At 65.9% G+C, this 14,434-nt stretch carries 12 protein-coding genes, 1 tRNA gene, 1 other RNA gene, 1 pseudogene and 1 other annotated feature; of the genes and pseudogenes, 4 read left to right on the top strand and 11 right to left on the bottom strand.

Annotated features, from left to right (window positions below; genetic code table 11):
* Nucleotides 1-2 precede the first annotated feature (2 nt).
* Nucleotides 3-1,457 (bottom strand): HNH endonuclease signature motif containing protein, encoded by a 1,455-nt coding sequence (locus QH948_RS06230; protein WP_281145973.1) that lies wholly within the window; start codon nucleotides 1,455-1,457, stop codon nucleotides 3-5.
* A 230-nt stretch (nucleotides 1,458-1,687) separates the two neighbouring features.
* On the opposite strand from QH948_RS06230, the gene QH948_RS06225 reads away from it, so the two are divergent.
* Nucleotides 1,688-3,004: a glycoside hydrolase domain-containing protein gene (locus QH948_RS06225; RefSeq protein WP_281145972.1), complete on the top strand. Its 1,317-nt coding sequence runs from the start codon at nucleotides 1,688-1,690 to the stop codon at nucleotides 3,002-3,004.
* Nucleotides 3,005-3,245: 241 nt separating this feature from the next.
* A complete protein-coding gene (locus tag QH948_RS06220; RefSeq protein WP_281145971.1) occupies nucleotides 3,246-3,602 on the top strand; it encodes a hypothetical protein in 357 nt (118 codons plus the stop codon).
* A 226-nt stretch (nucleotides 3,603-3,828) separates the two neighbouring features.
* Here the strand turns inward: QH948_RS06220 and QH948_RS14265 are convergent.
* From QH948_RS14265 to prfB, 8 genes and pseudogenes are all read right to left on the bottom strand, one after another.
* Nucleotides 3,829-4,883, bottom strand: a pseudogene (locus tag QH948_RS14265) (AIPR family protein).
* Nucleotides 4,884-5,838: 955 nt separating this feature from the next.
* Nucleotides 5,839-6,205: a transfer-messenger RNA gene (gene ssrA, locus QH948_RS06210) on the bottom strand.
* A gap of 22 nt (nucleotides 6,206-6,227) precedes the next feature.
* Nucleotides 6,228-6,830 (bottom strand): DUF1707 domain-containing protein, encoded by a 603-nt coding sequence (locus QH948_RS06205; RefSeq protein WP_281145970.1) that lies wholly within the window; start codon nucleotides 6,828-6,830, stop codon nucleotides 6,228-6,230.
* 64 nt (nucleotides 6,831-6,894) lie between these two features.
* A complete protein-coding gene (gene smpB / locus QH948_RS06200) occupies nucleotides 6,895-7,377 on the bottom strand; it encodes an SsrA-binding protein SmpB (RefSeq protein WP_219079953.1) in 483 nt (160 codons plus the stop codon).
* A gap of 19 nt (nucleotides 7,378-7,396) precedes the next feature.
* The gene (locus QH948_RS06195) at nucleotides 7,397-8,737 is read right to left on the bottom strand and encodes a M23 family metallopeptidase (protein WP_281145969.1); all 1,341 of its coding nucleotides are present in this window, start codon (nucleotides 8,735-8,737) and stop codon (nucleotides 7,397-7,399) included.
* 58 nt (nucleotides 8,738-8,795) lie between these two features.
* Nucleotides 8,796-9,698, bottom strand: a complete 903-nt coding sequence (gene ftsX, locus QH948_RS06190; protein ID WP_281145968.1) for a permease-like cell division protein FtsX — start codon at nucleotides 9,696-9,698, stop codon at nucleotides 8,796-8,798.
* 19 nt (nucleotides 9,699-9,717) lie between these two features.
* A complete protein-coding gene (gene ftsE, locus QH948_RS06185) occupies nucleotides 9,718-10,404 on the bottom strand; it encodes a cell division ATP-binding protein FtsE (protein WP_219079959.1) in 687 nt (228 codons plus the stop codon).
* 118 nt (nucleotides 10,405-10,522) lie between these two features.
* Complete coding sequence (gene prfB / locus QH948_RS06180) at nucleotides 10,523-11,635, bottom strand: peptide chain release factor 2 (protein WP_281145967.1); 1,113 nt, start codon at nucleotides 11,633-11,635, stop codon at nucleotides 10,523-10,525.
* Between the two features lie 82 nt (nucleotides 11,636-11,717).
* On the opposite strand from prfB, the gene QH948_RS06175 reads away from it, so the two are divergent.
* Together QH948_RS06175 and QH948_RS06170 are read left to right on the top strand one after the other, a co-directional pair.
* A complete protein-coding gene (locus tag QH948_RS06175) occupies nucleotides 11,718-12,176 on the top strand; it encodes a GatB/YqeY domain-containing protein (RefSeq protein ID WP_281145966.1) in 459 nt (152 codons plus the stop codon).
* A gap of 46 nt (nucleotides 12,177-12,222) precedes the next feature.
* A tRNA-Val gene (locus QH948_RS06170) sits at nucleotides 12,223-12,299 on the top strand.
* 203 nt (nucleotides 12,300-12,502) lie between these two features.
* On the opposite strand, the gene QH948_RS06165 is transcribed toward QH948_RS06170, so the two are convergent.
* Nucleotides 12,503-13,803 (bottom strand): IS3 family transposase gene (locus tag QH948_RS06165; RefSeq protein WP_281144193.1). Its coding sequence is split into 2 segments (ribosomal slippage): nucleotides 12,503-13,512 and nucleotides 13,512-13,803, totalling 1,302 coding nucleotides; the frame shifts between segments, so codons are not numbered across the junction.
* Nucleotides 13,373-13,525: a sequence feature (AL1L pseudoknot), on the bottom strand. It overlaps the preceding gene by 153 nt.
* A gap of 5 nt (nucleotides 13,804-13,808) precedes the next feature.
* Entirely contained in the window at nucleotides 13,809-14,057 is a 249-nt protein-coding gene (locus QH948_RS06160; RefSeq protein WP_281145965.1) for a restriction endonuclease subunit S domain-containing protein, read from the bottom strand.
* Nucleotides 14,058-14,434 lie beyond the last annotated feature (377 nt).

Here is a 14,434-nt window from a genome sequence, read left to right as displayed (position 1 = left end):
CCCTAGTATCGGGGCGCACCTGTCCGCTGGCTCGCGGGCGCACTCGTCCCCCAGCATCCGGGCGCACCTCTTCCCTGGCGTGTGGGCGGGCTTGCCGCCCTGCCGGTGGGCCGCTGGTCGGACGGTTCCACTTCCCCATCACCGGGTGGGGGCTGGTATCGCCGGAGGAATCGATGGTGGAGATGGGGCTTCTCCTCTTCGCCGCCCCCGGAGGGCGGGATGAACACGGGGAGCCTTGTCTCGGGATCGAGGCGGACCTGCCACTGGAGGTGCGCCGGGCGACCGGGATCGGGTTCCACCAGCCGGTGGTGACGCGGACACAGGAGCGCCGCGTTATCCAGGCAGGTCGAGCCGCCGGACTGCCAGGGAACGATGTGGTGCCCTTCGCAGGCGACGGCGGGCATGTCGCAGCCCGGGAACGCGCAGCCACGGTCCCTGGCCGCAAGCGCACGGCGCAGGGGCCCTGTGAACAGGCGCCGACTCTGCCCGAGGTCGACAATGGCGCCCTCCGCCGAGAACACGAGGCGAGCCAGCCTCGCGTCACACGCGATGCGCCGCGTCTCCGGCGCATCGAGCCGGGTCTGATCGTCCAGTAGCCGGGCCTGGGCATCGCGGGCGAGTAGCCCCTCCTCGCTGACGGTGACGTACAGCGTCGGCCGGTCCCCTCCGCGGGACGGCATCGCGTCCTTGTCGACACCCGAGACGATCGAGGTCCAGGCCTCGAGCGCGTCAGCCGTCCGCGCCGCCATCGACGGGGGCGTCTCGTGAGCCTCGCGGTACGACTGGGACGTCGGCACCAGCGCCTGCAGCTGCGCGCGGAAGGCCTCGCCGACCGCGATGGGAACGCGGCCCCGGATGGTCATCGACCCGTGGTGGTCGCTCGCCAGCATCAGCTCCCGACGGTCGCGTGCCATCCGCGCGTCACGCTCGACGCGCTCCCGCTCGCGTTCCTCCGCCAGTTCCGGCACAAGCAGGTCCCCGAGGGACGCCGCGAGGACCTCCAGGCCCTTCGGGTCCAGCTGGCCGACCCAGGCCAGCAGTTCCTCCTGTGCCCGCTCCAGCAGCGCCGGCCCGAGCGCGACGGGCACCTGCTTCAGGCCCCGGAGGATCCCCTGGGCCTGCGCCCTGGAGAGCGTCCCGGCGCGCCACGCGTCGCGGAGCAGCGGCAGCCTCTCCAGTGCCCTGGCCAGGTTCACCTGAGCGCCGGCCTCGGCCTGCGTCATGAAGTTCGAGGCGTGAACCAGGATCTTCACGTCGGTGTGCTCGTCCGCGACGAGGTCGGCGCGCCGGATCACGTCGACCCGGAGAGCCTGCAGGCGCTCGCCGAACCGGTCGAGTACCGCGGCGATCTCCACCAGCGCGACCGCGTCGTCATCGTGCGAGCGCAGGGCGGACAGCTCCTCCAGAGCACCGTCCAGATACTCCTCGAGCCCCGCCACCATGCCGCCCCCAGCCATGACTCCAGTCCACCACCCGGCACCGACAGAAACTGCCCAGAATCGGCTGTCCAGAGCACTGATCGTGATGTTTCTCGCGGTGTTCACCAGAGGCGAACAGGTGCGTCGCCGGGCGGCCTGGCTACGTCGATTCCCGCCGGAGCTTTTCCGCCCGGACGGACCTAGAATTGGCCCAAGGGTAACGTCTCGTCGCGATGGCGCGGCGGGCGAAGTGAGTGGCTGGAGCCATCATGAACCTCACGCAGAGACTGCTCATCATCGGAGCCTCGGCAGCGCTGGCGCTCGGTCTTTCGTGGGGGCAGAGGCCCCCCGCGGCCGCCGACCCCGCGACATCGATCTCCTACCCGGCCGCATCGTCGAACACGCGCTACACGGGCAGGGCCTTCGACACCTGCACGGCCCCGTCGCTCGATGCAATCCGGGCCTGGAAGGACTCGCCCTACCGGGCACTCGGGGTCTACATCGGCGGCGACGGACGCACGTGCGCCCAGCCGAACCTCACTAAGTCGTGGGTAGGTGCGGTGAGCAGGCTCGGCTGGAAGCTGATCCCGATCTACCTCGGCCCACAGCCCTCCAGCGCGAACCGGCCCCGTGGCTCGACGATCAAGCTGTCGACGGCTTCGGCACAGGGCAGGGCGGCGGCCGACGACGCGATCGCGCAGGCGAAGGCGCTCGGTATGATCGCCGGCAGCGCCATCTACTACGACGTGGAGGCCTACGACCGCGGCAACACGAACGACGTCAAGGCGGTCCTCACGTTCGAGTCCGCCTGGACGCGTCAGCTGCACGCCAAGGGCTACCTGTCCGGCCTGTACCTGAACCTCACGCGCGGCGCTGCCGACACCGCCGGGGTCTACACCTCCACGTCCTACGCCCGTGCCGACGCGATCTGGATCGCCCGGTGGGACGGTTCCACGTCGCTGAAGGGCTGGGCCGGCATCTCGGACTCGAAGTGGGCGGTGCACCAGCGCGGCAAGCAGTACCGCGGCGACCACACCGAGACCTACGGCGGCGTGACGATCAACATCGACAGCGACCAGTTCGACGCCCCCGTCGCGACGGTGCTGTACAGCTACAAGGTGACCGCTCCGGTCTCCCTGAACGCGCGCACCGGCCCGTCGACCAGCTACGAGACGGTGAAGAAGCTCCCCGCCGGCACGAGCCTCAAGATTGTCTGCCAGACGAACGGGGGCACGGTGAAGACCACCAAGGTGTGGGACCGACTCTCCGACGGCACCTACGTCAGCGACTACTACGTCAGCACGCCGTCGGGCACGGGCATGAGCAAGCCTCTCCCCCGATGCCGGCACAGCTACCAGGTGGATGTGTCGTCGAAGGTGAACGTCCGCACGGGACCCGGCACGTCGTACGCCACGGTCGGGTCGATCCCGAACGGAGGGCTCGCCGCGGTCGTCTGCCAGAAGAAGGGCAGCAAGGTCGGCACGACGACCGTCTGGAACAAGCTCGACGACGCCACCTGGGTCAGCGACTACTACGTCACCAACCGCAGCAACACGACTTACAGCGCGCCGCTGCAGCGCTGCTGACCACACGAGACGACCCACGCCAAGACAGAGATGAGGCCCCGTTCCCCGAGGGGAACGGGGCCTCATGCCCACAGGGGTGGTGGAGCTCAGGGGGCACGTGTCGAACTCCGTGCCTTCGGGCACCACCTGATGCTGATTCAGCCCGCCGCATGACTCAGACAAGACCAACGGGCCAATGAATGGTCCAGGTCTTACCCTCATCGCGGCAGATCCGTACGTTCAACGTCCCTAGGTTGTTCCAATGAGGGGCAACGAGGAGCGTGTCATCCAAGCCTTCTGCGCGTTCCTAGACGAACAGGAGTGGGTCACCGAGCGCGAGATCGGCTGCGTTGACGCGGTTGCGCAGAAGGACGGTCAACGAACTTTCGCAGAAGCGAAGGGACGTACGGTCGCGATCGGCTTGGACGAGGACACGATGTTCGGGCAACTGCCCCGCCGTATGCGTGACGAGTGTCCCGGCCCCGACACTCGCTTTGCCGTTGTCGTGCCCACGCATGCATCGGCTGCGGCGGAAGGGGTGCCCGCGGGGGTTCGCAGGGAGTTGAGCATCGACCTCTACGTTGTTGGGCACGACTGGTCGGTTTCCATACGCGCTTGAACCTCGCGGCATGAGAGTACGTCACTCGCGGCGGAATGGGGCACGCGCGTGGTTACTCGTGCACCAGACCAAAGGTGCTCACGGAGTGAGTGAATTGCGCCAAAGGCCGCTCTCAACGGTTTCCGCGATCCATCCTAGCAGAGGGAAGTCCTACTGACGCATAGCGCGAACGAGTGCAAGTCCGCAGCTGGACATGCCGCACACGCCAGTCGGCTCGACAGCGGGCCTATGCGCTGCTCGCTGACACCCCGAGTTGGCTCTGAAAATCAGTGCGAACTGTACGAGCAAAATGCTCGACCTTTTGCTGGTTCTTGAAGAATGACATAGCAAAGCCGCCTGGATTCTCGCGTTCATGCCGGTCGACTACGCACTCTGACAAGACGCGAACTTGCTCCGCGCACCCATCGATGAACGTCGCCACGCCCCAATCGATATTCGTGAATTCGGCACCATTGGCCCGGGCCCACTGCATGAAAAGCGCGGTAGCCATGAACTCAGAGTTCTTGACAATATTCTTCGCGCGGTGCTCGCGCTCTCGACCGTACGCATTATAGGAGTCTCGGAAATATCGCCAGAAGCGCACCGCGTTATACATTGTGGCCGCATTTAGATCCCGCGGAAAGAGTTCGAGGTACGGACTAGCGTTCAAGTCTGCCCACATGCGACCGATTTCGCGCTTGGCTCGCGTCGCGTTGTCCACGCCGGACCAACAACTGAGCGCACGCGTGGCCTCCTCGAGGTCGAATGCGAAGTCGTACTCCTCGTCATCAAGTGCTTGCCCGGTGCGGAATGAGTACTGAATAGCCTCAGCCAAGAGAATGTCGCTCAACTCCTGCTGATAAGGATCCAGGGCTACAAACTCGCGGTTGCTAACTTGATTCTGGGTATTGGTGTATCGAGTGACCTGCTTCTCGAAATCCTCAGGGTGACCTGCGGTCGAGATGACACGGACGGTGACGTGAACGTCGTCTAGGGGTAAGTTGCTACGAAGTGCTCGCGAAAGGGCGCCACAGTCTGAGCTCCATTGACCACACTCAAGCCCTTCAATGAGAAGGTCTCGTTAGAGGACCTCGGACTGGTGCGAGAGCAGCCGATCGAGTTTGCGACAATCGTGATGCCGTTGTTGTAGTACCAGAAGTCTGACGGAGAGTTGCGAAGAGTCTCGTCGAGGACTTCATTTGTTTCGGTTGAACGAAGGATCGCTCGGATGTTCTTGTCGAACAGTCGTTCGCTGAACTGGTCCGTTATCGTTGCCAACTGTTCTCCAGGAACGATGCCCATAATCTCCGACCTGTAGTCGCTCATCGTGACCCACCTGTCAAAGGTCAGTTCAGAGTCAGGGGACGACAAACCGCTTGCGATATTCCGACGCTCGTAGTTTTCGCGCAGACCTTCGTAGTGAAACTCAAGAATATCGCCGGCCGAATTCACTTCTTGTGTCAACTGAGTGCTCAGGCGAGACGCATCCTCATTCGGCCCTTGCGTACCTAGGTAACTAAAGATGGCGATGACTCGAGCGTCCGTCAGCGCCTCCTCAATTTCACCGCGACGGCGCCGCGCCTTTGGGCCGAGCGCATCCCAATCCCAGTCGAGAAGGCGGCGAATGCCGTGCGCGAACTTCATGACCTCAGTCGGGCTGGGACCACCAGAGGACGTCTTGGTCTGCACGACGTAAACCTCACGACGCGCCGCTGAAATTCCGATCGCATCGATTCCTTGGTCACTGCTTTCGTCAACCACGGAGGCACATGCATCTTCAACGGAGACCATCGCGTGTGCCGCCACGGTCAATGCCGCCAGGGCGCGGGTCGTGCGCGCCTTGGCCTGTTCGTCCTCCGGATGGTGCTGATAGTCGGAAAGGTCGATGTGAGGCTCGAAGTCTTCCTCCAGCCGCCTACGAACCTGACGCTCCTGCAGCTCCACTTGAAGTCCTCTCGAAGGTCGGGTACGGACCGACCAATTCTAGTCACAGGCACGGGTATGGTCCCGACGACGGCCCACAACGGAACATTCAAGCCTCGGGAGCCAAGGAACGGCCCCGGCCCCGGAGCCCGGTCGGGGGCCGTCGGATCATAGTGGGCGGCATGACGCCAGAGGATCCTTCAGTCGGAAGGCCCACCCATCGGCAGATGCGAGCACGACAGGCAGGTGGCCGGCGAAGCCATCAGGTCCCTTCCCCAGGGTCATTGAGGCGGCAAGAGGAAAGCCCCTGTCAGCGAGCTGACAGGGGCCACAGGGGTGGAGGTGGCGGGAATTGAACCCGCGTCCTTGAGAGACGAACCAGGGCTTCTCCGGGTGCAGCTGACTAGGCGCGTTACTCGGTCCCTGCACTCACATCAGCATGTCGCAGACAGACCCAGTACCAGTAAAGTCCCGAGCAACCCCTGGCACGCAGGTTACTCAGCAAGCCCTCTAAATGAGGCCAGGTCCCGAGGTGAAGGCACCCTCGGGTTGACCCTTCGTTAGCTGATCAGGCAGCCAGAGCGAAGTCAGTGCGGTTGTTGTTGGCACTTATTGGTTTCCACACGTCGTTAACGAGATAAGCGTGGATCCTCGACCCGCTTCCCCTGGGACTACCGCCCAAGTCGAAACCAGTCACCCCCTGTTGAGTTGTCGCCCACCAGTTTAGCGCGTGTAGCCAAGGGATGCCTGCGGCGCCTTGGGGCGTGCGAGGAGCAGGTGTCCGAAGCCGTCGGTGCCCGGCCGGCCGTTGAACGCCCTGACGGCCGCGAACACCGTCGCGCCGACCCAGACCAGCCAGCCGAGCGTCATGATGCCGCCGCCGAAGCCGAGGATGGTCGTGAGGACGAGCGCGGCGGCGCCCAGCGCGAACGCGGTCAGCTGGAGGCTGAACGCCCGCGAGGCCTCCCACCACAGCTTGGAGCCGGGCGTCGCGACGGCGCGGACGATCGCGGGGCCGATGAACGAGGTCACGAAGCCGCTGAGATGCGTGAGGCCTCCGGCCACGTTCTCTGCTGGCGTCGGCTGCCCGGGTGCGGGACGCGTGAGGGCGACGGGGGCGATTCGGGCGAGGCCCTGCAGCGCGCGGCTCAGCTCGGCCCGGTCGCGGGCGGCGAATGCCAGGTCGAGGCGCTGGTTGAACTGGGCCTCCCCGAGAGTGCCGTTGGCGTACAGCGACTGCAGGTGCGAGATCGCACGCTCGCGCTGCTGCTCGGTGATGGCTCCGGGGTGGAACGGCTGCTGGGTACCGAAGGGCTGCTGGGTCATGCCATCCAGTCTGGTCGGCGCCCGTCGGCCGAACCATCGGGAACTCCCCTGGATGGACCCCGGCTCAGCCCCTGCGGTAGCGGTTGCGGGATGCGAGCGCCCGCTCCGCCTCTCGCTTGGCGTCGCGCTCCGCGAGGTCGCGGCGCTTGTCCCAGTCCTTCTTGCCCGTGGCGATGCCGATCTGGACCTTGGCGTAGCCGTCCTTGAAGTACAGCGACAGCGGGATCAGCGTGCGGCCCGAGGAATCGAGGGCGCGCTGGATGCGGGTGATCTCCTTGCGGTGCAGCAGCAGCTTGCGGCTGCGCTTGGCCGAGTGGTTGCGCCAGGTGCCGAACTCGTACTCGGGGATGTTCGCGTTGATCAGCCAGGCCTCACCGTTGTCGTCGACCGTCGCGTACGCGTCGGACAGCGTCGCCCGGCCGTTGCGCAGCGTCTTGACCTCGGTGCCGGTCAGGACGAGGCCGGCCTCGAACGTCTCGCCGATCGCGTAGTCGTGCCGCGCGCGGCGGTTCTGCGCGACGAGCTTCTCTCCGGTCTCTCTGGGCATTGGTCCAGTATGACAGCTGTCAGAAGTAGCGGCTCATCGGGTTGACGACGGTGCCGTTCTCCCAGACCATCAGGTGCAGGTGGCAGCCGGTCGAGTAGCCGGTGGTGCCGACATAGCCGATGACCTGTCCCTTCTTCACCCGCTGGCCCACGCTCACGATGTAGCGGGTGGCGTGGTTGTAGCCGGTGGTCACGTAGCGGCCGTTGATCTTCCCGTGGTCGATCATCAGGCGGTTGCCGTAGCCCGCGTTGTAGTAGCGCTCGCTGACGACGCCGTCGCCTGCCGCCTTGATGGCGGTGCCGCAGGCGGCGCCGAAGTCCGTGCCGTCGTGCAGCTTCCAGTAGCCGAGCACCGGGTGCAGACGCATGCCGTACTGAGACGTGATGCGCGCGTTGACCGGGTACATGAAGCCCGACGAGCTGGAGGAACTCGACGAGGAGGAAGAGGATGACGACGAGGAGGACGACGAGCTTCGCTGCTTGTTCCTCGAGGCGGCCTTCTCCCGCGCGGCCTTCTCCTTGGCCGCCTTCTCCGCCGCTGCCTTCTTCTCGGCGGCGATGCGGGCCTGGATGCGCTTCTCGACGGACGCGGCCTCGGACTCGAGGTCTGCCTGACGCTGGGTCTCCGTCGCGACCTGCGCGTTGGCCTCGCGCTCGGCGGCGTCGCGGCGCTTGACGAGGTCGGCGATCTCGGCGCGCAGATCCTCGGCCTGAGCCTCGGCGTCCTGGCTGGCCTTGAGCTGCTTCGCGGCGGCCTCGCGGGCCTCGGTGGCGGCCTGCTCTGCGGCGTCGGCCTCCTGCTCGGCGGTCTCGAGGGCCAGGCGACGCTCCTCCAACTCATCGAGCTGCTGCTGCGACGAGTCGAGCAGCGTCTGGGCCATCTGAGCGCGCGCATTCAGGTTCGCGGTGGTCAGGTCGCTGAACAGCAGGGCCAGGTTCATCAGGCCGTCGCTGGTCTGCGTCGTGACGACGATCTCCTCGTTCATGCGCTTGTCGACCGAATCGACGGCGGCCTTCGCGGCCGCGACGCTCGCCTTGGCCTGTTCGAGCTTGTGCTCGGCCTCGGCCAGCTCCTCAGCGCGCTGCTCGTCGAGTTTCTTCGCCTTCGCCGTAGCGGCCTCGGCCGCGGCGAGTTCGGCCTCGGCACCCGCGAGCTGGTTGCGGGCGGTCTCGGCGGCGGCCGCAGCGTCATCCGCGGTGGCTTCGGCCTGGTCGACGGCCTGCTCCTGCTCATCGATGGCCTGCTCGAGCCGCTCCTTGCGGTCATCGAGCGAATCGGCCTGCGTGGGCAGGGAGATCGAGCACATCAGTGCCACCGAGGCCGTCGCGGCGACGATGCCGCGGACCAGTCGAGTGGTCATGCTGCGCTGAACGGGCTGGGGGGGAAGTTCCCTGTTCACGCGGCCTCCTTTGGGGAAGTCAGATCTTCAGATACTTGCGGGTGGCTACGAGTGTGGGGATGACGGCAAGCGCAACTCCCACCAGTGCTGTGCCCACAATGGCAGCACCGAGGTGACTCCAGCCAATCCAAGCTAAAGCAGAGAGTGAGGGTTGAGCGTTCTGGACGATGATGAACCAGAACCCCGCAGTCAACGCGACCGCGGCGATGATGATGCCGATCAGACCCGCAACCAGGGATTCCAGCAGGAACGGCAACAGGATATAGATATTCGAGGCGCCCACGAGCCGCATGATGCCGATTTCCCGTCGACGGGAGAATGCGGCCATCCGGATGGTGTTGGCAATCTGCAGGGCGCCAGCGAACAGCAGGAGCCCGGACATGACCAGCGTCACCCACTGCAGGGTGCTGAGCCAGTTGAACATCGGGTCGAGCACGCTGTGCAGGTCCTGGACGTTCTGCACGCCGGTGAGCCCCTTGGCCTCGCTGACGACGCCCGCGTAGTTCTCCGGGTTCACCAGCGAGACGGTGAAGGAGTCCTGCATGTCATCGACGGTGCGCGACGCTGCCGCGGATGAGTTGGCGAAGACCCTCTGGAACTCCTCGAAGGCCTGCTCCTTGGACTGGTAGGTCACGGTCGAGACCTCGGGATTGGCCTCAAGGGTGGCCTGGATCTGCTCCCGCTGCGCGTCGGTGGTCCCCTTGCCCTCCTCGCACTGCCCGCCCTGTGTGCTCTCGGTGCAGAGATACACCGAGATCTCGATCTTCTGGTAGAGGTCCGCCTTGGCGACGTTGACCTCCATTGCGGTGAGGAATCCCGCGCCGAGCAGGGTGAGGGAAACAGCCATCGTGACGATGACCGCGATGGTCATGGCCAGGTTGCGTCGCAGACCCGACCAGGTTTCGCGAAGTGAATGCCGCATGAAAGAAAGTTCTCCTGTCCTACGCCGTGCCGTAAACGCCCTTGGCCTGATCCCTGACGAGTTCGCCGGAACGGAGCTCGAGGACGCGGCGGCGCATCTGATCGACGATGGACGAGTCGTGGGTGGCCATGATCACGGTGGTGTCGGCCCGGTTGATGCGGTCTAGGAGCTTCATGATGCCGACCGAGGTCTCGGGGTCGAGGTTGCCCGTCGGCTCGTCGGCGATGAGGATCTTGGGCCGGTTGACGAAGGCCCGCGCAATCGCGACGCGCTGCTGCTCGCCGCCGGAGAGCTCCTCGCAGGGGCGGTCGCCCTTGCCGGCGAGGCCGACCAGGTCGAGCGTGTCGGGCACGATCCGCTTGATGTGCTTGGCGGGGCTGCCGATCACCTGGAGCGCGAAGGCGACGTTCTCATAGACCGTCTTGCCCGGCAGGAGCCGGAAGTCCTGGAACACCGTCCCGATCTGGCGGCGGAGTTGCGGCACCTTCCACTGGTTCATGGTCGCGAGGTTCTTGCCGGCGACGTAGAGAGTGCCCTTCGTCGGCTTGTACTCGCGCAGGATGAGCCGGAGGAAGGTGGACTTGCCGGACCCGGACTGACCGACGAGGAACACGAACTCGCCCTTGTCGATCTCCAGGTTGATGTTCCTGAGGGCAGGTCGCTCCTGTCCCGGGTAGAACTTGGTGACGTCCTCGAACGTGATCACAGCGGCTCCGGCAGATGGGGAAGATCCTGAGAAAATCTCAGAACTCGATGAATTGTATGCCACCGGTTCCGTGGCCGCGAACTGACACGCGGTGAAGAACCGACATCAGCCGCGGCCGTCAGGCGGACGCCTCCGACTTCTTGCGCCAGCGGATGCCGGCGTCGATGAAGCCGTCGATGTCGCCGTCGAAGACGGCCTCGGGGTTGCCCACCTCGTAGTCGGTGCGCAGATCCTTGACCATCTGGTACGGGTTCATGACGTAGGAGCGCATCTGCGCACCCCAGGAGTTGCCACCGTCGCCCTTCAGCGCGTTCATCTCCTTCTCGCGGTCCTGGCGGACCTTCTCGAGCAGACGGGACTGCAGGACCCGCAGTGCGGCGGCCTTGTTCTGCAGCTGCGACTTCTCGTTCTGACAGCTCACGACGATGCCGGTGGGCAGGTGCGTGATGCGGACGGCGGAGTCGGTGGTGTTGACCGACTGGCCGCCGGGGCCGGACGAGCGGAACACGTCGATGCGGAGGTCACCCTCGGGGATGTCGATGTGGTCGGTCTCCTCCGTGACGGGGAGGACCTCGACGCCGGCGAACGACGTCTGGCGGCGGCCCTGGTTGTCGAAGGGCGAGATGCGCACGAGGCGGTGGGTGCCCTGCTCAACCGAGAGGGTACCGTAGGCGAAGGGGCACTTGACGGCGAAGGTCGCGGACTTGAGGCCCGCCTCCTCGGCGTAGGAGGTGTCGTAGACCTCGGTGCTGTAGTGGTGGCGGTCGGCCCAGCGCAGGTACATGCGCATCAGCATCTCGGCGAAGTCCGCGGCGTCGACGCCGCCGGCCTCCGCGCGGATGGTGATGAGCGCGTCGCGGTCGTCGTACTCCCCCGACAGCAGGGTGCGGACCTCGAGTGCCTCGACGTCCTTGCCCAGCTTGGCCAGGTCGCGCTCGACCTCTGCCTGCGCCTCGGGGTCGCCCTCCTCGTCGGCCAGCTCCAGCATGACCTTGACGTCGTCGAGGCGGGAGCGCAGGCCCGTGATCCGGTCGACCTCGCCCTGCTTGGCGGACAGCTGGGAGGTCACGCGCTGCGCGTTCTCCTGGTTGTCCCACAGGTCAGGTGCCGCGACCTGCTCCTCCAGCTCGGCGATCTCCTTGCGGAGCGCGTCGAGGTCGGCCACTGCCTCGATCGACTCGAGGGAATGGGCCAGTTCGGAAATCCGGGCGGTCAGGTCATCGTTTGCCACAGTGGACCACTCTACCGTGCCGCCCGCGTCCGCGACCTGTCAGAATGGTTGGCGCATCTGCAGAAGAAGAGGAGCAACCCACATGGGAGCCACCAAGAGCCAGCTCAAGAAGGACCTGGCCGACGCGCTGCGCGCCAAGGACGAGGCCGCCAAGATGAACATCCGGATGATGATGGGCGCCATCACCGTCGCCGAGGTGGCAGGCGACACCGCCCGTGAGCTGACCGACGCCGAGGAGCTCGCCGTCATCACCAAGGAGATGCACCAGCGTCGCGACGCGGCCGCCACCTACGCGGACGCCGGGCGACCCGAGCTGGCGGAGAAGGAGGCCAGCGAGGCGGACTTCATCTCCCGCTACCTCCCCGCTCCCCTGACGTCCGAGGAACTCGACGCGCTCGTCGCGGAGGCCTTCGACGCGCTGGACGAGGCCCCGACCATGAAGCACATGGGGGCCCTGGTCAAGGCCGTCAACGCACAGGCCGCCGGCCGCGCAGAGGGCAAGGAGGTCGCGGCGCGCGTGCGTGCCCGCCTCCAGGCCTGATCCGGGATGCCCCAGGGTGCGTGAGCCGCTACCCTGGGGATCCCTCGGGCGCATAGCTCAGTTGGTTAGAGCGCTTGCCTTACAAGCAAGATGTCGGGGGTTCGAGTCCCTCTGCGCCCACCAGATCGTCGTTGTTCAAACCGGCGATGTTTCCGGTTTGAGGTCCAGATTCCGCCGTGGCTCGCTGTCGTGCAAGCGCGGTGCGCTGGATGTCCGGGTTGAACAGGATGTTGAACGGTTCCCCGGGCTGCCCGTCCACGGTGTCGTCGGGCCGGACGATGAGCTTGTCGAAGAAGTGAAGCGCCCCGGGTTTCGTGGAGGCTCGGTTATCTGGAACCGGCTCCGACGGGAACCTGTTCTCCAACGTAGCTGACGGGCTCGTGGGATGCCCAGTGGGCGGCCTCGAACTCGGCGGGCGGGATGTGTCCGATCTCGCCGTGCAGGCGCCGGTGGTTGTACCAGTCGACGTATTCGGCGACCGCGATCTCGACGTCGCGGACCGACGCCCACCCGCCCTTGGGGCGCATGACGGGGTTGCGGATGCACTCGGCCTTGAACAGCGAGTTCAGCGCCTCGGCCATCGCGTTGTCGTAGCTGTCGCCGACCGTTCCGACGGACGCGACCGCGTCGGCTTCGGCGAGCCGCTCGGTGTAGCGAATCGCACGGTATTGAACTCCGGCATCGCTGTGATGGATCAGCCCGGTGATGTCTTGACCTGCTCTGCGGCGCTCCCAGAGGCCCATCTCGAGCGCGTCGAGGGCGAGATCGGTGCGCAGCGACGTGGACACCTGCCAGCCGACGACACGGCGAGAGAACACGTCCAGGACGAACGCGGCATAGGTCCACCCGGCGTGGGTGCGGATGTAGGTCAGGTCCGCAACCCAGAGCTGGTTCGGTGTCGTCGCGGTGAACGCGCGCTTGACGAGGTCGGCGGGCCGATCGGTCTCCGCGCCGTCCCCGAAGGTGGTCTTGCGGGTCTTGTCGCGCCGGATGCCCTGGATGCCCGCGGCGCGCATCAGCCGCTCGACCGTGCAGCGGGCGACCTCGACGCCCTCCCGGTTCAGGGCCGCGTGGATCTTCCGGGCGCCGTAGACGCCAAGGTTCGCCTTGTGGACCACCCGGATGTCCTCGGTCAGTTCCGCGTCCCTGACCGCCCGCGCGGACGGCGGACGCGCCTTGGCGGCGTAGTAGGTGCTCGGGGCGATCTGGACGTCCGCGTCACGCAGGACCTGGCAGATCGGCTCGACCCCGAACCGGTCGCGGTGCTCGTCGATGTACTCGACGAGCACCGCGGTCGGCACCTCGGCTACTTCAGCTTGCGGTCGAGCTCCGCCGCGGCGAAAAACGCCGACGCGGTCTTCAGGATCTCGTTCGCTCGCCGCAGCTCCCGCACCTCGGCCTCAAGCTCCTTGATCCGCTGCGCCTCCGCGGTCGTCATCCCGGGCGCCTGCCCGGCGTCGATCTCGGCCTGCTTCACCCAGCCCCGCAGCGTCTCCGGGTTGATCCCGAGTTGCTCGCCGATACGCTGCAGCGCACCGGCCTTCCGTGCGGGGTCCTGCCTCGCCTCGACCGCGAGCCGCGTCGCGCGCTCACGCAACTCGTCCGGGTACTTCTTCGGTGCTGCCATGACTCTCATCCTCCGTGAGTTGAGAGCCTCCACCGAACCCGGCACGCTTCAAAGGCTTGGTTGGCCAGGCGTCGTAGGGAGTCGTCAATGCTCATGTAGATCGCGTGGCAGTCTCCGGCGAGGGCGAGGCAGTCTTCGAGGTGGGCCTTGGCTTGGTCGTACTCCATGTCTCCTGCGTTGATCTGGGCGTCGAGGAAGGCCAGGCGGCGGGCGATGCGTTCTTGTTCCTCGCCGAGCAGGTCGAGCGGGATCATGCCGGCGTAGTGGGCTTGGAGTAGTTTCTTGCGCTCGTCGCGGAGCGCGTCGCGTTCGGCGGTGTAGGCGTGGCGCTCGTGCCGGGCGGTGGCGTGGAGCCGGTCGAACTCTCCGGTGAGTCATCAGAGGTTCTGGAGAGCGGGCGGCCAAACTGTCTCGCATTGAGTTCCAAGTACCGAACCGGTCGATCGCTCCGTTCCGAAGGTGTGACAACGGTTGGGTCTGGTGGACCAGGTCGGACTGAAAGGCGCCGACGTAGGGCACGGCCGTGACGCGGAGCCCGAGCCCTAGCATTTGCAGGTGTTCGACAAGACGAACCAGCCTGCCGCCATGATGAGCAGTTTGGACTCCATGCTTTCCTCATCGTCGTGCGGTT

It is taken from the genome of Tessaracoccus lacteus (genome assembly GCF_029917005.1).
GTDB lineage: Bacteria > Actinomycetota > Actinomycetes > Propionibacteriales > Propionibacteriaceae > Arachnia > Arachnia lactea.
Note: the sequence above shows the minus strand (reverse complement) of the source record. Positions and strands in the feature narration are given on the sequence as shown.